24 protein-coding genes are annotated in these 24,140 nt (G+C 59.4%); 14 read left to right on the top strand and 10 right to left on the bottom strand.

Going from position 1 to position 24,140, the window contains the following annotated elements; all coding sequences use genetic code 11:
- Positions 1 to 349 (top strand): transposase (locus tag CK498_RS25335; protein ID WP_176475915.1); only part of this gene is annotated, 349 nt, incomplete at its 5' end.
- On the opposite strand, the gene CK498_RS26310 is transcribed toward CK498_RS25335, so the two are convergent.
- Positions 322 to 477: a hypothetical protein gene (locus CK498_RS26310; protein WP_176475914.1), complete on the bottom strand. Its 156-nt coding sequence runs from the start codon at positions 475 to 477 to the stop codon at positions 322 to 324. The two genes, CK498_RS25335 and CK498_RS26310, sit on opposite strands and share 28 nt — an antisense overlap.
- 128 nt (positions 478 to 605) lie before the next feature.
- Positions 606 to 908 carry a toxin gene (locus CK498_RS25330; protein ID WP_095623618.1) on the bottom strand — a complete coding sequence of 101 codons (303 nt, stop codon included), beginning with the start codon at positions 906 to 908 and terminating at the stop codon, positions 606 to 608.
- A gap of 279 nt (positions 909 to 1,187) precedes the next feature.
- On the opposite strand from CK498_RS25330, the gene CK498_RS25325 reads away from it, so the two are divergent.
- Both CK498_RS25325 and CK498_RS25320 read left to right on the top strand, forming a co-directional pair.
- Positions 1,188 to 2,081, top strand: coding sequence for a dihydrodipicolinate synthase family protein (locus tag CK498_RS25325; RefSeq protein ID WP_095623617.1), 894 nt, complete (start codon positions 1,188 to 1,190; stop codon positions 2,079 to 2,081).
- Positions 2,082 to 2,188: 107 nt separating this feature from the next.
- Positions 2,189 to 2,338 carry a hypothetical protein gene (locus tag CK498_RS25320; RefSeq protein WP_229359221.1) on the top strand — a complete coding sequence of 50 codons (150 nt, stop codon included), beginning with the start codon at positions 2,189 to 2,191 and terminating at the stop codon, positions 2,336 to 2,338.
- Between the two features lie 21 nt (positions 2,339 to 2,359).
- Here the strand turns inward: CK498_RS25320 and CK498_RS25315 are convergent, their stop codons facing one another.
- The 3 genes from CK498_RS25315 to CK498_RS25305 are packed head-to-tail and all read right to left on the bottom strand — an operon-like array spanning position 2,360 to position 10,083.
- Positions 2,360 to 5,179 (bottom strand): BPTD_3080 family restriction endonuclease, encoded by a 2,820-nt coding sequence (locus CK498_RS25315; RefSeq protein ID WP_095623616.1) that lies wholly within the window; start codon positions 5,177 to 5,179, stop codon positions 2,360 to 2,362.
- On the bottom strand, positions 5,176 to 7,089 hold the full coding sequence (locus tag CK498_RS25310) for an ATP-binding protein (RefSeq protein WP_095623615.1): 1,914 nt from the start codon (positions 7,087 to 7,089) through the stop codon (positions 5,176 to 5,178). The genes CK498_RS25315 and CK498_RS25310 overlap by 4 nt, the downstream gene beginning before the upstream one ends.
- Before the next feature lie 3 nt (positions 7,090 to 7,092).
- Positions 7,093 to 10,083 carry a site-specific DNA-methyltransferase gene (locus tag CK498_RS25305; protein WP_095623614.1) on the bottom strand — a complete coding sequence of 997 codons (2,991 nt, stop codon included), beginning with the start codon at positions 10,081 to 10,083 and terminating at the stop codon, positions 7,093 to 7,095.
- 252 nt (positions 10,084 to 10,335) lie between these two features.
- Between CK498_RS25305 and CK498_RS25300 the strand changes: the two genes are divergently transcribed.
- Complete coding sequence (locus CK498_RS25300; RefSeq protein ID WP_089677388.1) at positions 10,336 to 11,397, top strand: calcium/sodium antiporter; 1,062 nt, start codon at positions 10,336 to 10,338, stop codon at positions 11,395 to 11,397.
- Positions 11,398 to 11,599: 202 nt separating this feature from the next.
- Here the strand turns inward: CK498_RS25300 and CK498_RS25295 are convergent, their stop codons facing one another.
- The 4 genes from CK498_RS25295 to CK498_RS26300 all read right to left on the bottom strand — a co-directional run bounded on the left by CK498_RS25295 (position 11,600) and on the right by CK498_RS26300 (position 13,454).
- Positions 11,600 to 12,040 (bottom strand): DUF411 domain-containing protein, encoded by a 441-nt coding sequence (locus tag CK498_RS25295; protein WP_023007306.1) that lies wholly within the window; start codon positions 12,038 to 12,040, stop codon positions 11,600 to 11,602.
- Complete coding sequence (locus tag CK498_RS26305) at positions 12,037 to 12,189, bottom strand: hypothetical protein (protein ID WP_023007307.1); 153 nt, start codon at positions 12,187 to 12,189, stop codon at positions 12,037 to 12,039. The genes CK498_RS25295 and CK498_RS26305 overlap by 4 nt, the downstream gene beginning before the upstream one ends.
- 78 nt (positions 12,190 to 12,267) lie before the next feature.
- On the bottom strand, positions 12,268 to 12,570 hold the full coding sequence (locus CK498_RS25290) for a hypothetical protein (protein ID WP_089686912.1): 303 nt from the start codon (positions 12,568 to 12,570) through the stop codon (positions 12,268 to 12,270).
- A gap of 119 nt (positions 12,571 to 12,689) precedes the next feature.
- On the bottom strand, positions 12,690 to 13,454 hold the full coding sequence (locus CK498_RS26300) for a hypothetical protein (protein WP_176475913.1): 765 nt from the start codon (positions 13,452 to 13,454) through the stop codon (positions 12,690 to 12,692).
- A 210-nt stretch (positions 13,455 to 13,664) separates the two neighbouring features.
- Here CK498_RS26300 and CK498_RS25280 point away from each other — a divergent pair, with 210 nt between their 5' ends.
- The 10 genes from CK498_RS25280 (at position 13,665) to CK498_RS25235 (ending at position 23,548) form a co-directional block, all read left to right on the top strand.
- Positions 13,665 to 14,165, top strand: a complete 501-nt coding sequence (locus CK498_RS25280; protein WP_095623612.1) for a cupredoxin domain-containing protein — start codon at positions 13,665 to 13,667, stop codon at positions 14,163 to 14,165.
- Positions 14,166 to 14,174: 9 nt separating this feature from the next.
- Positions 14,175 to 14,840 carry a response regulator gene (locus tag CK498_RS25275; RefSeq protein WP_095623611.1) on the top strand — a complete coding sequence of 222 codons (666 nt, stop codon included), beginning with the start codon at positions 14,175 to 14,177 and terminating at the stop codon, positions 14,838 to 14,840.
- Positions 14,821 to 16,155 (top strand): ATP-binding protein, encoded by a 1,335-nt coding sequence (locus CK498_RS25270; RefSeq protein WP_095623610.1) that lies wholly within the window; start codon positions 14,821 to 14,823, stop codon positions 16,153 to 16,155. The genes CK498_RS25275 and CK498_RS25270 overlap by 20 nt, the downstream gene beginning before the upstream one ends.
- Positions 16,156 to 16,227: 72 nt before the next feature.
- Positions 16,228 to 18,054, top strand: coding sequence for a copper resistance system multicopper oxidase (locus CK498_RS25265; RefSeq protein ID WP_095623609.1), 1,827 nt, complete (start codon positions 16,228 to 16,230; stop codon positions 18,052 to 18,054).
- 9 nt (positions 18,055 to 18,063) lie between these two features.
- Positions 18,064 to 18,834, top strand: a complete 771-nt coding sequence (locus tag CK498_RS25260) for a copper resistance protein B (RefSeq protein ID WP_095623608.1) — start codon at positions 18,064 to 18,066, stop codon at positions 18,832 to 18,834.
- Positions 18,835 to 18,965: 131 nt separating this feature from the next.
- The gene (locus CK498_RS25255; RefSeq protein WP_095623607.1) at positions 18,966 to 19,382 is read left to right on the top strand and encodes a hypothetical protein; all 417 of its coding nucleotides are present in this window, start codon (positions 18,966 to 18,968) and stop codon (positions 19,380 to 19,382) included.
- 168 nt (positions 19,383 to 19,550) lie between these two features.
- Positions 19,551 to 20,726 (top strand): DcaP family trimeric outer membrane transporter, encoded by a 1,176-nt coding sequence (locus CK498_RS25250; protein WP_217987862.1) that lies wholly within the window; start codon positions 19,551 to 19,553, stop codon positions 20,724 to 20,726.
- Positions 20,727 to 20,892: 166 nt separating this feature from the next.
- The gene (locus CK498_RS25245; RefSeq protein WP_095623606.1) at positions 20,893 to 21,402 is read left to right on the top strand and encodes a hypothetical protein; all 510 of its coding nucleotides are present in this window, start codon (positions 20,893 to 20,895) and stop codon (positions 21,400 to 21,402) included.
- A gap of 161 nt (positions 21,403 to 21,563) precedes the next feature.
- On the top strand, positions 21,564 to 22,868 hold the full coding sequence (locus CK498_RS25240) for a TolC family protein (protein ID WP_229359220.1): 1,305 nt from the start codon (positions 21,564 to 21,566) through the stop codon (positions 22,866 to 22,868).
- A gap of 35 nt (positions 22,869 to 22,903) precedes the next feature.
- On the top strand, positions 22,904 to 23,548 hold the full coding sequence (locus CK498_RS25235; protein ID WP_229359219.1) for an efflux RND transporter periplasmic adaptor subunit: 645 nt from the start codon (positions 22,904 to 22,906) through the stop codon (positions 23,546 to 23,548).
- A gap of 195 nt (positions 23,549 to 23,743) precedes the next feature.
- On the opposite strand, the gene CK498_RS25230 is transcribed toward CK498_RS25235, so the two are convergent.
- Positions 23,744 to 24,140, bottom strand: a 397-nt coding sequence (locus CK498_RS25230; protein ID WP_176475912.1) for a transposase, incomplete at its 5' end; no start/stop codon positions are given.

The following is a 24,140-nucleotide window of genomic DNA, read 5'->3' as shown; positions in this document are numbered from 1 at the left end:
GGTCACCAACCTCGGCAAGTTCGACTGGCCGCCGGAGAAGGTCCTGGCGCTCTACCGCAAGCGCGGCAGCGCCGAGGCGCACATGGGCGAGGTGAAGTCGGCGCTCGACCTGCACCTCTCGTCGACCGATCGCGGCGCCTCCACCGTTCAGGACGTGATGGCCCGCAACGAGGTGAGCCTGCTGCTCAGCCTCTACGCCTACCAGGTCCTGCATGGCCTGCTGGAGCGGCAGACCCGGCAAGGCTGGAGCCTCAGCCGGATGCGCGAGCAGGTGCTGAAGGTCGCGGCCGCGCTCTCGCACCACGCCCGACGCATCACCGTTCACCTCGGCGCCGCCGCCGACAAGTAGTGGCCGACGTTGCTGAAGGGGCTGCCGAAGCTGACCCCGCTGAGTTGATGCCCCAGCGAGACCACCACAGCAGCAGAAATCGAGCGACCGCAGCGGCGGCCGGCGATCACGGCTGCGTGGGCGGCCACAATTGATTCCAAAGAGCTATAAGTAAGTAGGAAAAGGGCTGCGTTCTGGCATTACTCAACGGCCATTCACGCTGAAGAAGCCGATCTTGATGAGCGATGCCGCCAGCCAGTACTTTCAGACCGCCCGATCAGCGCCCTCGTGAATGAGGCGGGGTCAGGTCATCCTGTGAATCCTTGTCGTACAGGGTGAACAGCCAGAACTGGGAGCCACCCAGCCACCAGTAGTAGATGATGCGAACACCGCCCCGTTTGCCCTTCTGCCGCTTGGGGTCGCTGAACCGAACCTTGCGCAGCCCTCCTGTTCCCTGGATGACGTCACCGGCCGTGGGGTTCTTGAGCAAGAAGCTCTGGAAGGCACGAAATGCGGCATCGTCGAAGTAGGTAGAGCGATGCCGCTCGAAGGCCGGCAGCTCGACAAAAATTGCTTTCATAGAAGTGTACGTGGTTTGCGTATATTTTTGCCGCTGCACCTAACTCTGTCAAGCGCCTCGATGGTCGGCCTAGCGGTATTACATCAGCAAATAGTGAAAATGCCAAAAGGGCGGAAAGGTGGAAGGGAAGGGGAGATCAAGGGGAAGGGGCTTATCCTGAAAAGTCAGCAAGTTGCGAACCCCAAAGGAGAAAGGGAAAAGGGCTGCTCCAGTGGCATTGCGGCTATGACATACTCTCAAGCAAGCCCTACGTGAACTGTCGAACAAGGAGCCTCCTTGATGCTGACTGGTCTCAGCGCCTTTCCCCTGACGCCCATGAACGAGCAGACCATCGACGAGGTCGCCTTCGTCGGTCTGATCGAGCGGCTGGCCGCCGCAGGGGTCGACTCTATCGGCGTGCTTGGTTCGACGGGCAACTATGCCTATCTCACTCGCGATGAGCGGGCGCGCATCACTAGGCTCGCCGTAGCCCACGCTGGCGAAGTGCCGGTGATCGTAGGCATCAGCGCCCTGCGCACCCGCGAGGTGCTTGCCCTGGCCGAGGATGCCGAAGCGTCGGGGGCCAGCGCGGTGCTGCTTGCGCCGATGAGCTATCAGCCCCTCTCCGACGAGGAGGTGTTCGGCCTCTACCAGGACGCCACCGCGCGGCTCTCTGTACCAATGTGCGTCTACGATAACCCCGGCACCACCCACTTCACCTTCAGTGACGAGCTGCACGGGCGTATCGCCCAGCTGCCCGGGGTGGCCTCGATCAAGATCCCCGGCGTTCCCGTCGAGCCAGAGGCCGCCCGGGAACGGGTGGAGCGGCTGAGAACTCTGGTGCCTGCGGGGGTGACGATAGGCGTCAGCGGCGACCCCATGGCCGCCATAGGGCTGAATGCGGGCTGTGACGCCTGGTACTCGGTGATCGGCGGCCTGTTTCCCGAGACCGCACTGGCCATCACCCGTGCCGCCCAGGCCGGTCGCGCAGAGGAAGCCTTGCGGCTAAGCCAACGTCTGGAGTCGCTGTGGGCGCTATTCCGACAGCACGGGGGGAGCCTGCGTGTGGTGGCGACCGCGGCGGAGCTTTCGAAGCTTGCCGAATCGCCCAGTCTGCCGCTACCCCTGAAGACCTTGGAGGGGCGGGAGCGACAGGCGCTGGCGGCACTGCTGGAGGAGCTTGCACTCGCCTGATCGAACCTCTGGAATGTCGGGGGCAGTGCTGGAGTCGCTCATTTCCGGTACCGCCAAGGCGCCCCCGCCCCGCCACCGGCGGCGAGCGCGATCAGTATCTGTTCAGCGTGAAAGCCACCCGCACGCAGTGGGGGAAGATCCACTTCGACAATCTGGATCAGGTCGACCCAGTCGCGGCCATGGAGGCCTTCACCCTGCGTCGCGACATGACCAAGACCGGCATCTTCCGCGATATCGAGCCGTTCAAGCTGGTTTAGGCCAGCCCGTACGGCTCCGCATCATAGGTGCCCTTCGATGACGTCGCGGGTCTGGGATGGCTCGAATACGGTATCGAAGACCCACTGCCCGAAGCCTCCCTGCTCGTTGACGGCCTTCACCCAGGTTTCCATGGCGGTGCGCTTCTCGGCGTTCTGCTGACTGTCCTGGCCCTTCACCTCGAGCACGAGCGTCTTACCGTTGGCGAGTCGGATCAGGTAGTCGGGCACGAAGTTGCGCGATGAGCCCCGCCACAGGTAGCGCACCTTGAAGTCGAGGTGGTCATTCTTGGCCCAGGCGGCAATGCTGGGGTGGTCTTCGCAGACGTCGGCGACCATCTTCTCCCAGGTGCTGTCGTAGACCACGTGGCTGATCTGCGAGCGCTCCGTCGGGGCACATGGCTTGGTAGTGAGCCAGGGCCGCATGTAGGCAGTGGCGCCGATGGGCTGGTGCTCATCGAAGATCAGCTCCTGACGCTCCACGTTCTGTTCGGTGACGTGGCGATTCACATGGCCCACTACGGTGTCCATGTTCAGGGCGAACAGCAGACGGCGGCGTACCGGGTCCTGATGCCAGAGACTGGGGATATCCAGCTTTCGGCTTTCCAGAAACTGTTCGACCAGCCGGATCAGCTGCACCGCGAGGAACTGCTTGTCGCCTCCGAAGGTGGCCTGGTTGTGCTGGTAGAGCTTACGGGCTGCGCGGAAGGTGAGGTTCTGCAGCCGGAACTCCTCCACCGCCCGCTCAAGGTCGATCTCGGTGACCATGGCCAGGTTGGGGGAGCCGGTCAGTGAGGGAGCGATATCCGCGTTGAGTGGGGTCTGGGCCGGGTCGAGGGTGAGCGTGGGTACGCTCTGCCAGTCGATCACCAGCTCCGGCTTGAGCACGTTGTCGATGCGATCGACGTTGGGCCAGCGGATTTCCAGGTGGTTGCGGCCAGGTTCCACCTCGATGCGCACGCTTGGCTTGGGTGGTGGCGGTGCCTCGCCGCCTTCGCTGGCATCCTGGAAGATCGAGAGCGGCACGCCGAAGACGTTGACGTACTCGGGGAGAAACTTGCGGTCGGCGTCCATGTCGTGGGAGACGCGGCGCAGCCCGCGGCCGATCACCTGCTCGCACAATAGCTGACTGGTGAAGGCGCGCAGTCCCATGATGTGGGTGACGTTGGCGGCGTCCCAACCCTCGGAGAGCATGGCCACCGAGATGACGTTCTGCAGGTATTGCCCCGGCTGACCACGCTTGCCGACGGTATCGACCAGGGCACGCAGCTGCTCCTCCTGCTTCATGGCCAGCAGGTCGGCCTCCTTGTCGGCAGGGAGTCGGGCCGCCTTGATGAGGGCCTCCAGTCGAGCCGCATACTGCTTGTCCTTGCTGCTGCTGGTTTCGCCCTGCTCGGCCTTCTCGAGCACCTTGGAATCGACCCGCAGGGTGGCGTCGGGTGCCTGGGTCTCCTGGATCAGGCAGTCCCCGCCGTTGAAGAAGTGCTCGATGCGCGCCGCGGTCTCGGTACGGTTGCAGACGGTGAGCATTACCGGAGGAATGCTGTGGCCGGCCTCCTGCCATTGCTGGCGGGTTTCCTTCCAGTCGTAGGCCAGCAGGGCATAGGCCTTCTGCACCAGGTCTGGCAGTGGGGCGGTGACCTCGGCTCGGCGGTTGAGGTCTTCCTTCACCTCGTCCTCGCGGTAGAGGTGATAGAGCTTGCTGGCGTAGGTCTTGGCGTTGGCCAGCGCGTCGTCGCGCACTACCACCCGTGGCGTCTTGACCAGCCCGGCCTCGATGGCGTCGTTGAGGCCGAAATCGGAGACGATCCACTCGAACAGGCCTGACTCGGTATTGCTCTTGCCGGTGGGGGCGAAGGGCGTGGCGGAGAGATCGAAGCTGCGCCGGATACGACGGGTCTTGTGGATGCGGTCCAGCCCCTCGATCCAGCGGGTGGCCTCCTCGAGATCGATGCCCAGCTCCTCGGCCTGCTTCTTGCTGATCTTGGATTCGGCCTGCTGGCGATAGGCGTGGTGGGCCTCGTCGTTGATCACGATGAGGTCGCGCTCGTTGGCCAGCGACCCCAGCACGCGCCGGGTGAAGGCCTCGTCGCTCTCCTTGCCCTTCTTGACCACGGAGCGGGCTTGCTCCTTGAGTGGCATCAGGGTGTGCCAGTTCTCGATGACCAGCTCGACCCGGTTGAGCTGCTGCCGCATGGCCTCGTTGGGGCAGAGGTTGAATTCGTCAAAGACGTTCTGGGGATGGCCTGGCTTCAAGACCTGAAGGCGGCTCTTCACCGTCAGCCCCGGGGTGATGATCAGCACCGCCTTGGAGAAGCGGCGGTCCTTGGGGTAGTGGATGGCGTTGAGGGTCTGCCAGGTGATGATCAGCGACATCACCGAGGTCTTGCCGGAGCCGGTGGCCATCTTGTTGCAGATGCGCTCCCAGGGGCCACCATCCCCGCTGAGGAAGATGCCCTGGCGGTACTGTTCCTGCGCTTCCAGCAGCCAGATCAGGGTCTCGATGGCCTCGAGCTGGCAGAAGTAGAACGGGTACTGGCGCGGCCCGCCCTCCCAGCGACAGGCATCCGGGTCCCAGTCACCCCGGGCGTGCCAGTGCTCGAGCAGCTGACGGGTGACACTGGTGACGCCTGGGTAGCCATCCGCCCGCCACTCGTCCACGCGCTGGCGAATCTTGTTGACCTGTTCCAGCGGCTCGGTTCGCTGGGTGTTGTTACGGGTGTCGAAGATCTCGTAGGCCGCGGGACGACGGCCCTGCTGGAGGGCCATTTGCTTGCCGTCGCGCTCCCAATAGGCCGAGGGGGCATCGTAGGGCGAATTGATGATCAGGGAGTTGGCCGTCATGCGGTGGTTCCTTCTACCGTGCGATAGCCCTGCTGCCGGTGGTTCGGGACATTGGGGTAGCGCAGCTCGAGCTTGCCTGCTTTCACCAGCGGGGCCACATGCCGCTCGCCGATGTTCTTGGGTGAACGCTGGAGCAGCTCGGAAAGCTGACGAAGCGTGAGGAAGCGGCCTTGGCAGAGCCGCAGTAGCGTGGCCTGCATCGTCTCCGGTGGGGTGCGCCTGGCGGCGGCGACCGGGGCAGCGATCCGCTGCAGCGCTTCCCATGCTCGAGCGTCCTCGTCGGCATCGCTGTGCGGGAAGCTCTCTTCACTATGCGGGAAGGTAGCGCCTTTGTGGGGGGAGCTCTGCTCGCTATGAGGGAGCATAGTGTCGGCGTGTGGGGAGCTGTTCTCCACCTTCAGGTCGGTGGGGGCGGCGAGCGATGTCGGCAGGGTGTAGTAGGCACCCCGGCTGCGCCCATGGGGCTCCAGCATGCCCTTCTCCACCAGGCCGCTGAGCATCTGGGTGATATCGACCCGGTGCAGCGTCAGCATCTCCTGCAGGCGACGGTTGGTGACCTGCTGCTCCAGGGCCGCGATGACCAGCGTCTGCGCTTCATCGGGTGAGAGCTCCTCGAAGGCCTGGCCGAAGCGCTGCTGCAGGCGTGCCATCACATCCTCGGGCATCACGCTGATCAGTGGCAGGGTGAGGATGACCCGGTCAGGCCGCAGGGTCTCCTTCAGGCTGGGCGGCTGCCATAGGTGGGCGTGCCAGCTGCGCCGGATCTTGTCGAGACCGGAGCCCGCCTTGTCGCCCACGCCGAGCAGCTGGAACATCAACTGCAGCGACTTGTTGCGGCACTCGCTGACGCCCCCCGTCATCAACTGCTCCTGGGAGAGCAGCAGGGTGCCGGGGTTGGAGAATTCGAAGCGCTCCTTGAAGCGCTCGCCGATGATGCCTCCCTGGCCGGTGTGGTCGGCATGGATCAATGCATTGACCAGGGCCTCCTTCAGCGCCTCATGGGCATCGCTCTGGGCTCTGCGGTCGGGCTGAAAGGGCACCTTGAGGGCCGGGTCGTAGCCGAGCTTCTGGGCGACACGCTGGTAGAACTGGAAGAGGTTGGCGACCCAGGTGCCATCGATGTGGATGCGGTCGCTCCAGCGGGTCTCGTCGTCCTCGGCCAGGCGCTCGCGGTAGTCGACCTGATAGCCCGGCAGGGCGGCGGGGTCCTGGATGGCTTCTGTCTTGCCGAACATCAGCAGCCCGGCCAGGGTCAGCCCCTGCTCACCGCTGCGACGATCCTTGCGCCACCCGCCCAGCTTGGTCAGCAGGCCAAGGTCGTTCTCGGTCAGCCAGGGGTGATCGGGCACCCGGGAGGCCACCCGGTTGCGGTACTGCTGGAGCGAGGCGGCGTCGAGGTCATCGACGCTGAAGTGCTCGAGGATAAGGCTGTCGGCCGGCTGCTGTTCAAGGCGATCGGCGAACATGCGCTGCACCTCGGCCTCGTTGCAGCGGAAGTCACCCTCGTGGTTGCGACGGTAGCTGCCCTTGAAGGGGTCGACGCCGGTGTAGACCGGCCGCTCGCTGCGTGTGGCACGGGGCACCTCGATCACCAGGATGGCGTCGCCTTGGTAGGTCTCGACGCTGACGTGGTGCTCCTGGAGAATGTTGGCGCTGACCTTCTGGGGGTTGTTGAGCGTGACCCAGAACTCACCGCGCAGCTTATCCACATCCGCCTCGGTGAGACCAGCTGTGGATGGACCCTCATCGCCCTCCTTCACCCCGAGGTAGATCGTCCCACCCGCGGTGTTGGCGAAGGCGCTGTAGGTCTCCCACAGGCTCTTGGGCAGCCCGCCCCGGGCCGCCTTGTACTCGGTATCGACCCCCTCATGGCGAGCCAGCACCTCGAAGAGGCTGGTGTGCTGTGTCATGGGTCAGTCCAGCCGAACGACTTTCAGCGATTCGATGCCGCGGTTATCGACGATCTTCACCGCGATGCAGCGGTTGTCGCCGAGCTCGAAGGGTAACGACTTGGTGCCGTGGTACTTGTCCAGCAGCTCCTCGTTGAGCTCGGCACGGATGTCCTTCTTGAGCTTGTACCAGCCATCTTTCTTGCCGGCCATGGGGAAGAACACCTGGCGCGGGTAGAGGGAACGGTCGTCGTAGTCGGTATCCAGCTCCCACACGGCGATGTCGCGCTTGCCACCGGACTTGAGCTCGCCACTCTTGGTATCGAAGTAGTCGAAGCCGTGTACCTCGACCTGCAGCTTGCCGTCCTTCAGCTCATGCACCTCGACGTCCGGCTGGCCCATCAGCCAGAAGGACTCGTTGCTGCGGGCGTTCTTCTTGAGGTCCTCGGTGAGCAGGTCGGTGTTCATCTGCACCTTGATGGCCTGGATGCCCCTGATGCTGTCGATATCCTTGGCGGCCTCGGGGTCGAAGGTGAAGGCACAGAACACCAGCAGCTTGGGCAGCGGGAAGAGATCACCCGCCTCGTTCTTGGCGATCTCCACCTGACGCTGTTCCAGGGCGGCATACTCGGGGCCGAAGCTGACGGCGACCCGCTCCCCGGTTTCCGCGACGGTGCCCACGGCGTGCAGGTACTTGGCGCCGGGCAGGGTCTCCAGGTCCATCAGCTTGAGATGCTGGCCCCCCTTGCCGCGGATACCAGCCTTGAGCAGCTCCTCGCGCCACTGGGTATGGCGGGAGGTAGCCCCAGAGCGGGCCACGGCGACGTCGGCCTCCTTGGGCTGCTCGGCCTCGTCCAGGCCCAGCACGGTGGCGAAGGGCACTGCTTCGACGGTGAAGGTGATGGGTCTGCCTTGCAGCGACTGGTTTAGCTTGGCCAAGGCCTGCTCGATGGCAGGATGGTACTGCTCGTAGAGCTCATCGATCTCCGGGTTGTTGGCAATCGACTTGAGGGTGATATGCGGCACCGTCTTGTAGATGAAGCCGCCACCCAGCCCCTCCTGGGGATACTTCAGCTCGTAGTAGTCATAGCTGGCGGTCATCAGGCGCTGCTTGGCCAGGGTAACCGCGACCCGGGAGGTATCGCAGGTGACCCAGCGACGGCCCCACTTCTCGGCGACATAGGCCGTGGTACCGGAGCCGCAGGTGGGATCCAGTACCAGATCGCCGGGATCGGTGGTCATTAGCAGACAGCGCTCAACAATTTTTCCAGAAGTTTGTACTACATACTGCTTGTCTTCGGCCCTACTTGAAAACCTGACATCAGGCCAAAAGTTTGAAATTGGCTTAACCGGGAAGTCATCAAGAAATCTAACATAGCTAAGCATCTTCCCCCTCCATTCAATCCTTGACGAACGGAGAAGTCTTGGGAAACCTATCTCTCCAGTTTTCCAATAACCAGTGATTGGTTTTACTGAAATTCCTTGGTGGGTGACCGGAAAGCTACCAGGTGGTCGCTGAGACACGATGTTGTCTTGGCGATAACGTCGGGCCCCTTCCGGAAGGGAACCTCCAGAAAGGCGTTCATCCTTGCTGAGTGATCGCGCTGAGAGGTCAGGAAACTTCAGCTTCTTATACTCAGTAGTAGTCAGGTCCTCTTCAACTTTATCCATCCATGCTTTGTTATATTTTACAACTTCTTTATCTTTGCAATACCACAGCAGATAATCACAAACGTTAGGCAAGCTCTCAGACTCCTGGGCACTTGTTTTCACAACTGTAACAAGGCTCAAAAAGTTTGAGTTGGCAAAAATTTCGTCAAGCAAATTTTTTACTAAATGGATGTTTTCTTCCGAAATCTGCACAAACACCGATCCGCTATCGCTAAGCAGCTCCCGGGCCAGCAGCAGTCGGTCGCGCAGATAGGTGAGGTAGGAGTGGATGCCCAGCTCCCAGGTATCCCGGAAGGCCTTGATCATTTCCGGTTCCTGGGTCAGGTCCTCGTCCTTGCGATCCTTCACATCCCGCTTGTTCGTGAACGGCTGGAAGTTGGAGCCGTACTTGATGCCGTAGGGCGGGTCGATATAGATCATCTGCACCTGCCCGGCCATGCCCTCCTTCTGCAACATGGAGTTCATCACCAGCAGGGAGTCGCCGGCGATCAGGCGGTTGGCCCAGTCGCGCTCGTGCTTGTAGAAGTCGATGGCCTCGCGCAGTGGCAGGTTCTCGAAGGGGGCATGGAACATGTCGGGCTGGAAGGCACTGCCACCTTTCTTGCCCGTCTTCATGCGCTTCTGCACCTCACCAAGGATGGTGGCGGGGTCGATACGCTCATGAACGTGCAGGGAGACGGTATCCACCTCGAAGCTGGTGCGCTCGGCCTTGCCGGTCCATTGCAGGTAGGGGGATTGCCGGCGCTTGAGCTCCTCGAGCGCGGCCTTCATCTGCTTCTGGTCACCGGAGGCCAGGGCATCGTCGATCAGCGCCTCGACCTGGGCACGGTTGGCGGAGGAATCGAACTGCAGTTTCGGGTCCAGGTGCGGGTCATAAGCCCAGCTGGTGGTCTCCTCAACCCCGTCGCTGGCGGTATCCACCATGCCCACGTGGGGGTTGTTCTTGCGCTTCTCCTCAAAGCGGTAGGAGAGTACCTCGGCCTGGTCAGGCTTCTTCTGCCGTGGCTTGGTGGTCAGCTTCGGTTTGGCCTGCTGCTGGTTCAGCGGCAGCTCGGTGGGGACCTCCTGCATCTGCAGGGTGAGGTCAGGGGCCATGTCGTCTGAAGCCGGGTCTTCTCTCAGGATGGGGGGGGCGGTGAGGTAGACCGAACCACCCCGGCCGCGCCCCTTGCCCAGCACGCCTTCCTCAACTAGCCCGTCGCGGACCTGCTCGTAGTCGAGCTTGTCGATCTCGCCGGCCTCTTCGCTGAGCTGCTTGAGCAGCCTGGCGTTGCCGATGGTGTTGCCGTCATCGGGCACGAGGGTGAGGATCAGCTCACGTAGCTGGGCGTCGGTCTGGCTCATGGGGCGTCCCTGTCGTTCTGGCGGCGATGAATGCGCTTAGCCTGCTGATGATACAGGCCATCATGGTGAATCGGCAGGGTGGCCGCAAGGCGCGAGGTCAAGGACGGTTATCGAGGCAGGGGCTGTTGTGAAGGCGGTGATACGGGGCGGTACCAATTGCAGGATGACGGGCGATAGCAGCATGCCGGTTCCGGCTCATCCAGGGAGATCTTGGAGAGTGGAATCCCGAGAGGTGGGGCTTAGGGAGTGATAATGACGATATTGGCGCTCATTGCCGGGATGCTGTTGCTGATCATCGGGGCCGAGGGACTGGTCAAGGGCGCTTCTCGACTGGCTGTCAGGTTCGGCATGTCGCCGCTGCTCATCGGGTTGACGGTCGTGGCCTTCGGTACCAGCTCGCCTGAGCTGGCGGTCAGCCTGAAGGCGGCCATCGATGACCAGGCGGGTATTGCCCTGGGCAACGTGGTGGGCAGTAACGTGTTCAACGTGCTGTTCATCCTGGGCGTCTCGGCGCTGATCGTACCGCTGACCGTGGCACAGCAGCTGATTCGCTTCGACATCCCGCTCATGGTCGGACTCTCCTTGCTGGTCCTGCTACTGGTTCTGGATGGCAGCGTCGGGCGTCTTGATGGAGGGCTACTGGTGATAGGCCTGACTGCCTACCTGCTGTTCCTTTTCCGCCAGAGCCGTCGGGAACCATCACCGGAGAGCCGCGCCAAGCATGGCCCGATAGGCGCCAGGCTATTGAACAACCTGGCGTATGTGGTGGGAGGCTTGGGCATGCTGGTGCTGGGGTCGCGCTGGCTGGTGGACGGCGCCGTGGTCTTTGCTCAGTCGCTAGGCGTGAGCGATCAGGTAATCGGTCTGACCATCATCGCGGCGGGTACCTCGTTTCCCGAGGTAGTCACCTCGATCGTGGCTGCGCTGCGTGGGGAGCGCGACATTGCCGTTGGCAATGTGGTGGGAAGTAACGTGTTCAATCTCCTTGGCGTGCTGGGCCTGGCCGGGCTGCTGGCTCCCACCGGCATCGCCGTCCCCGAGGCCATGGCGGGTTTCGATATCCCGGTCATGAATGCCGTGGCCTTGCTCTGTCTACCGATCTGCTTCACTGGCGGGGTGATCAGCCGCTGGGAGGGTGGCGTTCTGTTAGCCTATTACCTGGCTTACACCCTCTACTTGATCCTGGCTGCCACACACCACGATGCGCTACCGGTCTTCAGCGTCACCATGCTGTTCTTTGCACTCCCGCTGACAGCCCTGACGCTGGTGGTACTGGTGTTACAGGAGCGCCACCGAGGAATACGGCCCTTATGACCACTATTTACCCCTGCCCGCGCCCGAAGTGGCCGGTTGGCCTGTCGGGCCGTGGGTGCTATCGACCAAGTGCCAATGCCTTGACGTCATCGGCAGTCCTGTCCCGCCCTACATATCACGACGCAGTTGTGCTTCAACCAAACAGAAAAAACCGCTTAACTCAAGCGTGAAGCGGCCCTTTTTCCTCTGCCTGTAGGTCGGATTACAGGGTCATGAAGGGTGTTGCCTCCCCGTTCCGGAATTGATAAATGTTCCAGTCTTCCTGCTTTGGGCCCGGCATCCCGGGGGTGCCGATAGGCATGCCGGCCAGGCCGATGCCATCGGTGTCAGGACGTTCCTCGAATAGTTTCTCCACGGCCACGAAGGGAACATGGCCCTCAATCACGTATTCACCCATCTCGATGGTGTGGCAGGCGCCGAGCCCGTAGGGCAGGCCGACGCGCTCCTTGACCTTGCCCAGCTCCACGTCATCGACGATGGTCACGCTGACACCGCGCTCCTCAAGCTGGCGGGCGTACTCGTCGCAGCAGCCGCACTGGGGATTCTTGTAGAGGGTGGCCTCGGTCGGCGATGCGGCCTGGGTGGTGCCGGCGCCCAACAGCAGCGCGGTGGAGAAAAAGAGGGTGGGGGCAAAGCGGTTCATGAGCGGTTCTCCTGGGTGTGACGGGAAACGAACAGGTATTTGACGAGGGCGGCAATGCCTAGGCCAAGCAAAAGCGTGACCGTCAGCGGCATCAGCCATCCCATCCAGCTCATTGAGTCCATGAAGGCGAAGCATTCGTTGCTGAACATAACAAGACTCCTGACGAACGTGCAGGTAAATCCGGTGGCAGGCCGATGGCCAGCATCACCGAGGCGTTGGATGCACGGTCAGGGTCTGGGAGGTTCGCGCGGGGGCGGGGCGATGAATTCGACCTTAGCCGGTCCGGCGGTGTCGGCCAGGGTGTCGGGGGTGGCAGGAATGACGAGGGGCGTCGACGCCAGGGCCGCGCAGCCGGCGCATTCGGGGTCGGCGTGATCGAACAACTCGACCTCAGCCGTGCTGCAGTCAGCGGCGCAGCTCTCCATGGCCGCCTGAGCGGTCAGGCCGGACACTGACAGTAGCACCACGAGCAGCAACGCCAGCAAGCGTCCTCCTCGTGTGCGGTGCAGCGGTCTGGCCTGTTCGGTCATGGTGATTCCCTCGTCATCCTTGTGTCATTCTGTGCCAGTCATCCGGTTGACCACCTTGACCCAGCGCAATAGGGAGCGAGATGGCTGAGCGATACCCGTCAGGCGGCGGGCATCGGGTATCACTGCGGGTTGTTGCCGGAAGACGGGTCCTGCTTCAGCTGCTCGCGCTGCTGATCGCTCAGCAGATCCTGCATCCGATTACGCATGCGCACCTTGTCCGCCATCATCTCGCCCTGGAGGGTGGCCATCTGACCATGGAGTGCCTGGACCTCCTCCGGATCAGGACGCTCCGCCTGCATCAGCAGCATCATGTCGTCACGCAGGTTCATCATCTCGCCCATGCGTTCGAACTGGGCGGAACGGTGCTCCCTGCGCATCTCGCGTAGGGAACTCAGCTGCTCTTCGTCGAGCATTCCGGCCATGCCTCCCATGTTCGCCATCATCGGACAGGGCATCATGCCGCCCTGGCCGCCCATCATCATGCCGGGGCCCATGCCGCCCTGGCCGCCCATCATCATGCCGGGGCCCATGCCGGCCTGGCCGCCCATCATCATGCCGGGGCCCATGCCGCCCTGGCCGCCCATCATCATGCCGGGGCCCATGCCGCCTTGACCGTCCATCATCATACCGGGGCCCATGCCGCCTTGGCCGCCCATCATCATGCCGGGGCCCATGCCGCCCTGGCCGCCCATCATCATGCCGGGGCCCATGCCGCCTTGGCCGCCCATCATCATGCCGGGGCCCATGCCGCCCTGACCGCCCATCATGCCGCCCTGTTGCATCCCCTGGCTCTGTTGCATGCCTTGTGCGGTGGCGGCACCGCTGGCGACGACACCCATGCTGGCGGCTAGGGCGATGGCGAGAAGCTGCTTGTGCTTGATCATGGTCTTTCCTCTCATCTTGCCGATGGTAGAGAATTCGCCTTACCCATCTTGGGCAGGCAATCATGGCTTCAGTTATGAGCTTACAACCTATGGGTGGGCCCAATGTCAAGGTGTGATGTGGATTGACACTATTTTTTGCTTTGTTCAGCTTGTCTTCAGGTTTGTGCGTTACAAGTGAACTCCCCTGACTCAACTCAAAGAGGGCATATCATGCGCAAGACCCTACTGACGCTGGCACTCGGCCTCGCTACGACAGCTGCTTTTGCAGCTGGTGAGCATGGCGGTTCGCATTCATCAATGAGCAATGCTGACGTCGATCGCACCATCCGCGTCGAGGCGGGTGACATGTGGTTCGACTCGGAGAAGCTCAACATTGCTCCCGGCGAAACAATCAAGTTCGAAATTGTTAATACTGGTAACGTGGAGCACGAATTCGTCATCGGTGATGCCGAGGCTCAGGAAGCACATCGCAAGATGATGCAGGAGATGGGGGGTAGCCATGGCGGTGGTGGTGGCCATGGTGGTCACGGAGGCCATGACATGGCCGAAGGCGAGCATGGTGGCAGCATGCCGTCAGTGACCATCGCGCCGGGTGACACCGCAGAGCTTGTATGGACTGCCCCCCAGAATGTGGACGGGCTGCAGTACGCCTGCAACATTCCGGGCCATTATGAGGCAGGCATGTACGGAAATATCGATTTACAGGGGTAAGTTTTTTACATGAAACTGTTGCTTCTTGAAGATGACGACCTTCTCGCAGAGAGTCTGGCCGAAAGTCTGAAAGACAACGGTTACCGGGTTGACTTGGCCACTTCGCTGAAAGTGGCCAGGTCACTTATGGCAACCGAGCACTATGAACTGGTAATCCTCGATCTCGGTCTTCCAGACGGCTCTGGGCTGGATTTGCTCAAGAAGTGGCGTAAAGATGGATACGACCTTCCTGTTCTGATTCTGACTGCTCGAGATACCTGGGAAGATAAGGTCGTAGGTCTTGAAGAAGGTGCTGATGATTACTTGACAAAGCCCTTTCATGAGCCTGAGCTCATCGCCAGGATTAGAGCACTACTTCGCAGGAAGTTTGGCAGTACGTCGAATGAGCTTTCTCTCAATGGTATTATGTTGGACGAGGCAAGTCGATCTGTCAGCGTCAATGGTAGGGCTTGGCAGTCCCTGACTGGAACTGAGTTCGCCCTCATGCGTTATTTTATGCATCATCCAGATCGGGTGCTATCTAAGGAACGCCTTCTCCAGCAACTTTATGCATTGGATCAAGATGCGGCGACGCCTAATATTATCGAAGTGTATGTTGCCAGATTGCGCCGTTATGTAGGGAAATCGATGATCCAGACTCGGCGCGGACAGGGGTATGTCTTTGTTACGCATTGACGGACGAAGCCTGCGAATCCGCTTGCTGTGTTGGCTCTCTGGCATTGCCATCATCGTGACCGGAGCCACATGGCTGTTGCATGGTATTTTGCTTCAAGACCTGGCGCGCGATTTTCTCGGAGAGCGCCTGAAACGAGAAGCCGATCATGCGATTGAACAAGTCAAGCAGGATCATATTTCTACCCCAGTCGTGCTGGATTCCGCGAGCCGTGGCTTTCAAGTCTTTCACCACTTGTACGTTCTACGCTTAGGAAGCGATATCTCCTCTTCAGACCCACGTTGGGTGAAGGCGCTGAACTTTTTGTTGGATGATACCAGTGATGCTCTCGTGGAAGTCAGGGATGGGGAGCAACATATATTGGTATATCGGCGGTCTTTTTCTTTGGAGGAAGAACGTGGGGTGCTACTTGTTGGTGAAGATTTTTCTCAAGTAGAAGCAGGGCTGCATGAGCTCCACTGGTGGGTAGCGGCTATTGCGGCAGTTCTGTTACTGCTCCTGGTGCTGCTGAATATTCTGGCGGTCAATCGTGGCTTGATACCTCTCTCACGACTCCGTGATCAACTTGGAAAACTTCGGACTGGAGATCAAGAGCGTCTATCCTTGGATGTTCCCTCTGAGCTAGATAGCTTGGTCATTCAGCTCAACCGATTCATGGATGAGATCGATAGTCGTTTGCAACGATCTCGCGACTCGGTAGCAAACCTGTCTCACGCACTCAAGACGCCGCTCGCGGCGGTGACCCAGGTGCTGCGAGGGACGCGTCCTATTGATGATACTCGTCGCCAGAAGCTGGTGCAGCGTCTCGAGGAGATTCACGCCCAACTGGATGCAGAACTTAGGCGGTCAAGGATTGCGGGCCCAAACGCGGGGCGTATGTCTGATCTCCATCGTGATTGCACAAGGTTGACCGAGATGTTTCGAGGTCTTTACCCAAACATTAATTTCACCATGAGCTTGCCGGGGGAATTTGAGAAACGTGTACCCATCGAATCTCAGGACTTTTCCGAAATGCTAGGGATTGTGCTTGACAATGCCGGCAAGTGGGCCAGTAGCAAAGTGGACAGTCGCATTGTGCTCGATGATGTCCTCAGGATTACCGTTGAGGATGACGGTCCTGGTGTTCCAGTAGATGACCTGCCTCGCCTTGGCCAGCGCGGCCGGCGGCTGGATGAAAGTCATCCTGGGTATGGCCTTGGCTTGTCTATTCTGTGGCAACTCATGACGCGCTATGCCGGGAAAGTGAGGTTTGAGCCCAGTGCACTGGGGGGCTTGTGCGTGAGGATGGAGGTGCCCATCAAGGAATCTACCGATTAATTGCGCATTTTCAGGCCTGTTTCAGGTTCGTCAGTCAAACTGGCTCGCGTCAAACATGGACGGGAGTCACACATGGCAAACTCGCGCGTCATCACGCACCCGATGTCACGTCGTCAGATCCTCAAAGGCGGTGCGGCGCTTGGCCTTGGGTCGGCAGCGGCCCTTAGCCTACGTCCTAGCTGGGCCAACCCCTGGGGTCAGACCAATGTCTATTCCAAGGGAGTCGAAGAGGGGCCGGAGGTGTCGCTGGCCATCCGCCGCGAATCGATCCTGATCGACGGCAAGGAGGCACGCCCGATCAGCATCAACGGCACCAGCCCCGGGCCGATGATCCGGCTCAAGGAAGGCCAGGACGCCGTGCTGCGGGTCACCAACCTGCTCGACGAGCCCACGTCCATCCACTGGCATGGCCTGATCCTGCCGCCTGGGATGGATGGCGTACCGGGAGTGAGCTTTCCCGGCATCGCGCCGGGCGAGACCTTCACCTACCGTTTCCCCGTTCGCCAGAACGGTACCTACTGGTACCACAGCCACTCCGGCCTGCAGGAGCAGCTCGGCCACGCCGGGCCGCTGATCATCGATGCCGCCGAGCGCGAGCCCTTCCGCTACGACCGCGAGCACGTACTGCTGCTCACCGACTGGACCTTTGAAGACCCCATGGCGGTGTTCCGCAACCTCAAGACCGCCGAGGGCTACTACAACTTCCAGGAGCGCACCATCGCCGACTTCTTCGCCGACGTGCGTGAGGAAGGCTTTGCTGCCACCGCCGAGATGCGTGGTATGTGGGCGAAGATGCGCATGAGCTCTCGCGACATCGCCGACGTCACCGGCAGCACCTACACCTACCTGCTCAATGGTCATTCCCCCGAAGAGAACTGGACGGCGTTGTTCCAGGCCGGTGAGCGGGTCCGCCTGCGGGTGATCAACGGCTCGGCGATGTCCTACTTCGATGTGCGTATTCCCGGATTGAAGATGACCGTGGTGGCAGCCGACGGTCAGCCGGTGCAGCCGGTACCGGTCGACGAGTTCCGGATAGGGGTGGCCGAGACCTACGACGTGCTGGTCGCCCCCGAGGACGACACGGCCTATACGATCTTCGCCGAGGCAATGGATCGCAGCGGTTACGCCCGCGCCACCCTTGCGCCGCGCGAGGGCATGGCCGCCGAGATCCCCGAGCGACGCAAGATTGCCGACCGCGGCATGGAGGCCATGGGGGCCCACGGCATGGAGGGCATGGACCACTCCGGGATGGGTGGCTCAGACATGCAGGGCATGGATCATTCCGGCATGAACGGCTCAGACATGGAGGGCATGGATCATTCCGGCATGAACGGCTCAGACATGGAGGGCATGGACCACGCCAACATGCGGGGCATGTCAGGTGAACAGAACAGGATGAACGCCAATGGCATGTTGGCGGCGGGGGCGGCCCAGCCGGGATCCCGCTACGACCAGGCCGGCATCGGCATCGACCCGGAGGCGCGACGCATGCTGGTCTACCGGGACCTCAAGGCCTTCACTCCCTGGCCGGACCGCCGTGAACCGGAGCGGGAACTGGAACTGCACCTCACCGGCAACATGGAACGCTACATGTGGTCCTTTGACGGCAAGAAGTTCAGCGAGGTGACCGGCCCCATCCACTTCAACAAGGACGAGCGCCTGCGCCTGATCCTGGTCAACGACACCATGATGGAGCATCCCATCCACCTGCATGGCATGTGGATGGAGCTGGAGAACGGCCAGGGCGAGCTCATTCCTCGCAAGCACACCCTGAACGTCAAGCCCGGGGAGCGCGTCTCGGCGCTGATCACCGCCGATGCCGAGGGCAGCTGGGCCTTCCACTGCCACCTGCTCTACCACATGGATGCCGGCATGTTCCGGGTCGTCAAGGTTTCGTAAGGAGAAGGCATGAATAACAGAATCCCACTGACCGCCGCCGGTGTCCTGCTGGCCACGACAGCGTTTTCCGTCGCCCAGGCAGAGGACGGCTACGATGCTCCGGCCGGCTGGCCGTCACCGGTTGTGGAACACAATATGGGCATGGCACTGTTCGACCGGCTCGAGTACGTCGTGCCCGACAAGGGGGAAGAGGCCCTGGTCTGGGACTTCCAGGCCTGGTACGGCAGTGACGTCAACCGCGTCTACCTGAAGTCCGAGGGCGATAACGTCCAGGGCGACGGCGAGGATGCCGAGTTCGAGTCCCTGGAGCTACTCTATAGCCGGCTCGTCGCCGACTTCTGGGAGCTCCAGGGCGGCATCGGCTACCAAGGTGGGATCTTCTCCGACGACCATGCCGAGCGCACCTACGGCGTGGTTGGCCTACAGGGCGTCATGCCCTACGGCATCGAGACCGACGTGGCGCTACAGGTCAGCGATGAGGGCGATGTTTCGGCGAGTTTCGAGGGCGAGTACGATCTGCGCCTAACGCAACGCCTTTATCTGCAGCCGCGCACCGAGATTGCCGTCGCTGCCAGCGAGGTCGAGGAGTTTGGCGTCGGCGAGGGGCTCAACTCGGTGCGCGTCGGCATGCGTCTGGGTTACGAGGTGACCCGCCGTTTCGCTCCCTACGTCGGGGCGTACTGGGAGAAGCAGTACGGCGACACCGCCGATCTCGCTCGCGCCAGCGGTGACGCCACGGAAGATACCGGCGTGGTGGCGGGAGTGAGGTTGATGTTCTGACTTCGATTGTAGCTTTTCGACGCTAGCGCCACCGAAAGGTGGCGTTTTTTTAATTTTCATTGCCCTATATTCAGCTCTGTTTCAAGTTGCACCGCTATCATGACAGTGTCATCAAAAAGGAGGGACAGATCATGAAGCTCAAGGCAATTATATTTGGAATGGCAGTGGCAAGCATGTTTTCAATGCCTGTCCTCGCCAACATGGGAGCCAGTGTCCAGGAGATGCCGGTTTTGGAAAGAGGAGTATCTCCTACACAGATCCTGGCTAATGGACACCCGAAACGCTTCCAGGTCAACATCGACCAGCCCACGACGCTGAGAGTCTCAAGTGAACACTTTGCGGGAGTGTCGAGTCAGGGTAATCAGATCAAAGCGATATTATATGATGATACCGGTAACCGTGTAGCGGAAGCATCCAGCCCTCGAGGTCACTTCCAGCTCCAGCGCCAATTGCAGCCCGGTAATTACGAGCTGGAGGTATCTGGATGGTCGCTTGGCGGCAATGCGGAGGCACTAAGTAACCGATATGAGCTGCACGTTGCCTACTAACCCTCATTGGCAAATATTCTGAGGTTACAGAAGGTCAGCCATGAGCTGGCCTTTTTTATGAAAAATTTATATCCCGGCAGGCAAATTCAGCTTTAATTCAGGAACCTTCGCTAACTTGATAGTGCCGCAATCGGCGTAAAACAAGACAATTCACAAAGAGGTGTCATCATGTGGAATAACAAGAAGATTCCCTTGGTCAGCATGACGTTTATGGCCTTGGCAATCGGCTCGACGTATGTTTCGGCCCTGGAAACCCAAGTGGGAGATACCACCGTGGGGCTTTATGGCTACGCCAGGCTGAACATGGCTTACAACTTCGATCGGGATGCCGGATCGGCTAACGAAGGTTACTTTGCTGAAGTCGCAGGATCGGAAGATGAGAGGGATGTCGGGGATCAGTTTCAAGTCACCGCGACACAAAGCCGCATCGGCTTTCGGACCAGTACGCCTGTCGAAGGGAGCACGCTAGACACCGTTATCGAAGGGGACTTCTGGTCCTACAACGATGATAATACGCGCTTCAGACTACGGCATGCCTATGGGTCCTGGAATGGCATCCTTGCCGGGCAGACCTGGTCGAATTACAACACCTTCGTCGCCGCCACGCCCACACTGGATTTCTTTAGCACGGCGGGAAGCTATGGTGGCTATGGTACGCGCCTTGCCCAGTTGCGCTACACCATTGGAGGATTCTCGATAGCTGCGGAAGACCCTCAAGCTCAATTGGCTGAGAATATAGATGGCTCAGTGCCAGAAGAGGATTTGCTACCGGATAATGACGATGCCGTATCATCGATGCCCGCGTTGAGCCTGCGCTATGAAGATAGTATGGGTGACTTTTCCTACTCAATCGCCGGCATCGCCCGGCAGCTGAAGTACGATACCGGAAGCGAAAAGGATACGGAAATGGGCTATGGGGCCTTCGCCGCAGGTGCCTACCATGCCGGACCGGTGACCTTGAGAGCGATCGTGAACGCCAGCGAGGGGGCGAACAGTTACCTCTATCTGTCTGGCGATTACTTCAACGGTGCCGATGCCTACGTCGATACCAACGGTAAGCTGCAAACGCTATCTGGCGATGGCGGAGCCCTTGGTCTTTCTTATCAAATATCACCACAGTATTCACTGAACGCGTCTCATGGCTATACCGATGTCGATTTAGGCGACACTACCGTAGGTGGCAATGCGGGTAGAAAGAACAAGAATACATTTCTTAATCTGATGTGGACTCCCAACGAGCGTTTGATGTATGGAATTGAGTATGGCTATTTCGAAACGGAGTTGGCCGATGGTCGTGAAGAAGACGCGAGCCGTGTGATGGTGGCTGCCCAATATAGTTTCTAGGATGGATGAGTTAGTAGCATAGCAGAGAAGCTGTTTCGATCTTTTGGCTTGGGCGTATGCCCAAGCTTTTTTTATGTGGGCAAGGCATAGTGTTTAAAAATGTGACTTAGGTCATTTTTTTGCATAGTTTATCAGATATGTCGTGTCCATCGTTACGAGAAAAAGAATGATCTGGATCATGTTTGATAGCCTGGCTGTTAAGGCTGGGTTCAGGTTAGAAACGTATCCTGAGACTGTCACCAAACAGGAAGAGAGAGTTGACATGAAAATCAAATTCGCACTTGCCGCTGCCATCATTAGCCTCGTTGCTACGCCAGCATTTGCCAATTTTGGCCACACCGAATCTCAGGCCAAACAGCTGACGGAGGGAGTTACACCTAGTGGAATATTGACCAGAGGGTTTGCTCATGAGTATGTGCTCTCATTAAACGAAAGCTCCGAGGTCAAGATAGCTAGTGAGCACTTTCCTGGGTCATCAAACTTTACGCTTCGCATGAAAGCAAAACTGATGGACGCATCCGGCAATATCGTTTCGGAAGCTAATTCTGTCAATGGAGACTTCAAAATTGATGAGAGACTCGATGCAGGCGAGTACCGCTTGATTGTTTCAGGAGATACGGGGGGGCATGGGGAAAGTGATACACACCGGTACAGTCTGCATGTAGACATTCAGTGATAAATTAAAGTTGGCCGGCTAATGCTGGCCAACAATTACTTTAAATGTTTCGTTTAATGATTTTAAAGTAATTAATAAACGTAGTTTTTAATGTTTGATTATTTATTTTATTAAATTTTCTGTATTTTTTTGAGCGTAATCCTTTTGTTTGGAGGGCCACTGTGATCAAGGCTGCATTGTTATTCAGCGGTGTCTTGGGTGTCGCCTGGATGCCAGCTATTGCTGTTGCCGGAAGTGAAACGGACAATTTACAAAAAGCGATACAGATAGCCATTGATCAGGACCCCTGGTTAACCGGAAGTGCGTCCATTGAAACCGCCCTTGAGAACGAGGCCATTGCATCGGCCCAGCTCCCTGATCCCCAGATTTCATTGAAAGCGGGAAATCTGCCGGTTGATACCTTTGACTTGAATCAAGAAGGTATGACCCAGTTCAGCGTAGGAATCAGTCAGAAATTTCCCAGAGGAGATAGCCTGGCGCTTGCCAAGCAACAAAAGCAGCAGCTTGCCGCCCAACAGCCGATGTTGCGGCAGGATAGGGAAGCCAGAGTCGAGGCTACGGTTAGCCAGCTTTGGCTGGAGGCCACTCGTGCTCAGCTGAGCATCAGTCGGATAGAGCGTGATCGTAGCTTGTTTGAGCAGCTAGCGGAGGTGGCCGAGGTGAGTTATGCGTCCGCCTTCGGAATGACCCGCCAAGACGATGTGATTCGTGCTCAGTTGGAGTTGACTCGCCTGGAGGACCGGTTGACCGATCTCAGGCAGCAACAGGAGGCCGTTGAACGACAGCTATCTGAATGGCTGGGGAGCGAAGCGATAATGCCGGTAGTGGCGGATTTCCCCGGGCTGGAATTGGAAGAACCTAAGCTTTTCACTGCCGTTGAGCGTCCCAATCGTCAGGCATGGTATGAGCGGGTGAGGTATCACCCTGCCGTGCTGGCAGTCGATAAGTCGATTGATGCCATGGAAATTGGAGTCGATGCAGCGAGGCAGCAGTACAAGCCAGAATGGGGTGTATCGGCTCAGTATGGCTACCGAGAAGACGACCCCATGGGTGGGAGCCGAGCGGATTTGTTCTCCGTCGGCGTCACATTCGACTTGCCTATCTTTACGGAAAATCGACAGGACAAGCGAGTGGCGGCGGCTGCCTCTCGCTATGAAACTGCGCAATATCAAAGGGAAAGCTTGATACGCGAACTGATTGCCAGGCTAGAAACAAATTGGGCTAAGTTGTCGCGGCTTGATGAAAGGCTTGCACTGTATGGGAATCGCTTGTTGCCAGAGCTGAGCGAACAGGCCGAAGCTTCCCTGAATGCCTATAACAATGACGATGGTGATTTTGCAGAAGCCGTGCGGGCACGAATTGATGAAACCAATGCGAGTGTGGAGCTCATAGGCCTGAAAGCCCAACGACTCAAGGTGATCTCGGATATCAACTACCTGCTGTCCCAAGGCACGTCTTCACGCTAACTCACGACTTCTCAAGTCTGGAATGAGACATCACGATGAATCAAATGGGTAGGTACTTTTTCGTCATATCGTTAGGCGTCATGTTGGGCGTGTCCGGTAGCATGGTCCTGGGAGGCAAGACATTCATCCTGAAGGCAGTAGAAACTGCTATTGGAAACGATAGTAGTGAGACTGGGATGGAAGAAAGTGGAGAGCGCGCTCCCCTTTACTGGGTGGCGCCGATGGACCCTAACTATAAGCGGGACAAACCTGGAAAATCCCCGATGGGGATGGACCTCGTGCCGGTTTATGATGATCAGGACGAAGGGGATACTCCTGGGACAGTAAAAATTTCTCCAGATGTCGTCAACAACCTTGGTGTCAAAACAGGCACGGTCGAAAAGGATACGTTTGACACTACGGTAAGGACAGTTGGGTATGTCCAATACGATGAGGACAAGCTGGTACATATCCATCCCCGCGTCGAGGGATGGATAGAGAAACTATTTGCCAAGTCCGAAGGCGATCGCGTTACCCAGGGTCAGCCACTCTATTCACTCTACTCGCCGACGCTCGTTAATGCTCAAGAAGAGCTGTTGCTCGCAATGAACCGCGGTAACCAACGCCTGATTTCTGCCGCCTTGGAGAGACTGCGAGCGTTACCCCGCCTCATTCACGAGGGCGCTGATCGGGCGGTCTGAAAGTGCTGGCTGGTGGCATCGCTCATCAAGATTGGCTTCTTCAGCGCGAATGGTCGTTGAGTAATGCCAGAATGCGGACCCTTTCCCGCTTTCTTATAGCTCTTTGGAATCAATTGCGGCCGTCCAAGCAGCCGTGATCGCCGACCGCCGCTCCGGTCGCTCGCTTTCTGATGCCGTGGTGGTCTCGCAGGAGCGTCAGCTCAGTGCGGTCAGCTTCGGCAACCCCTTCAGCAGCGTCGGCCACCACTTGTCGGCGGCGGCCCCCAAATGAACGGTGATTCGCCGAGCGTGCAGCCTCAGCGTGGCGGCGACCTTCAACACCTGCTCGCGCATCCGGCTGAGACTCCAGCCTTGCCGGGTCTGCCGCTCCAGCAGGCCATGCAGGACCTGGTAGGCGTAGAGGCTGAGCAGCAGGCTCACCTCGTTGCGGGCCATCACGTCCTGAACGGTGGAGGCGCCGCGATCGGTCGACGAGAGGTGCAGGTCGAGCGCCGACTTCACCTCGCCCATGTGCGCCTCGGCGCTGCCGCGCTTGCGGTAGAGCGCCAGGACCTTCTCCGGCGGCCAGTCGAACTTGCCGAGGTTGGTGACC

This window comes from Halomonas salipaludis, assembly GCF_002286975.1.
GTDB lineage: Bacteria > Pseudomonadota > Gammaproteobacteria > Pseudomonadales > Halomonadaceae > Franzmannia > Franzmannia salipaludis.
This window is presented reverse-complemented; position numbering and strand designations above follow the sequence as displayed.

Coding starts and splice junctions, on each gene's coding strand:
- CK498_RS25330 (WP_095623618.1), bottom strand. CDS start 908: ATGAAAGCAATTTTTGTCGAGCTGCCGGCCTTCGAGCGGCATCGCTCT.
- CK498_RS25325 (WP_095623617.1), top strand. CDS start 1,188: ATGCTGACTGGTCTCAGCGCCTTTCCCCTGACGCCCATGAACGAGCAG.
- CK498_RS25315 (WP_095623616.1), bottom strand. CDS start 5,179: ATGACGGCCAACTCCCTGATCATCAATTCGCCCTACGATGCCCCCTCG.
- CK498_RS25310 (WP_095623615.1), bottom strand. CDS start 7,089: ATGACACAGCACACCAGCCTCTTCGAGGTGCTGGCTCGCCATGAGGGG.
- CK498_RS25305 (WP_095623614.1), bottom strand. CDS start 10,083: ATGAGCCAGACCGACGCCCAGCTACGTGAGCTGATCCTCACCCTCGTG.
- CK498_RS25300 (WP_089677388.1), top strand. CDS start 10,336: ATGACGATATTGGCGCTCATTGCCGGGATGCTGTTGCTGATCATCGGG.
- CK498_RS25295 (WP_023007306.1), bottom strand. CDS start 12,040: ATGAACCGCTTTGCCCCCACCCTCTTTTTCTCCACCGCGCTGCTGTTG.
- CK498_RS26305 (WP_023007307.1), bottom strand. CDS start 12,189: ATGTTCAGCAACGAATGCTTCGCCTTCATGGACTCAATGAGCTGGATG.
- CK498_RS25290 (WP_089686912.1), bottom strand. CDS start 12,570: ATGACCGAACAGGCCAGACCGCTGCACCGCACACGAGGAGGACGCTTG.
- CK498_RS26300 (WP_176475913.1), bottom strand. CDS start 13,454: ATGATCAAGCACAAGCAGCTTCTCGCCATCGCCCTAGCCGCCAGCATG.
- CK498_RS25280 (WP_095623612.1), top strand. CDS start 13,665: ATGCGCAAGACCCTACTGACGCTGGCACTCGGCCTCGCTACGACAGCT.
- CK498_RS25275 (WP_095623611.1), top strand. CDS start 14,175: ATGAAACTGTTGCTTCTTGAAGATGACGACCTTCTCGCAGAGAGTCTG.
- CK498_RS25270 (WP_095623610.1), top strand. CDS start 14,821: ATGTCTTTGTTACGCATTGACGGACGAAGCCTGCGAATCCGCTTGCTG.
- CK498_RS25265 (WP_095623609.1), top strand. CDS start 16,228: ATGGCAAACTCGCGCGTCATCACGCACCCGATGTCACGTCGTCAGATC.
- CK498_RS25260 (WP_095623608.1), top strand. CDS start 18,064: ATGAATAACAGAATCCCACTGACCGCCGCCGGTGTCCTGCTGGCCACG.
- CK498_RS25255 (WP_095623607.1), top strand. CDS start 18,966: ATGAAGCTCAAGGCAATTATATTTGGAATGGCAGTGGCAAGCATGTTT.
- CK498_RS25250 (WP_217987862.1), top strand. CDS start 19,551: ATGTGGAATAACAAGAAGATTCCCTTGGTCAGCATGACGTTTATGGCC.
- CK498_RS25245 (WP_095623606.1), top strand. CDS start 20,893: ATGATCTGGATCATGTTTGATAGCCTGGCTGTTAAGGCTGGGTTCAGG.
- CK498_RS25235 (WP_229359219.1), top strand. CDS start 22,904: ATGAATCAAATGGGTAGGTACTTTTTCGTCATATCGTTAGGCGTCATG.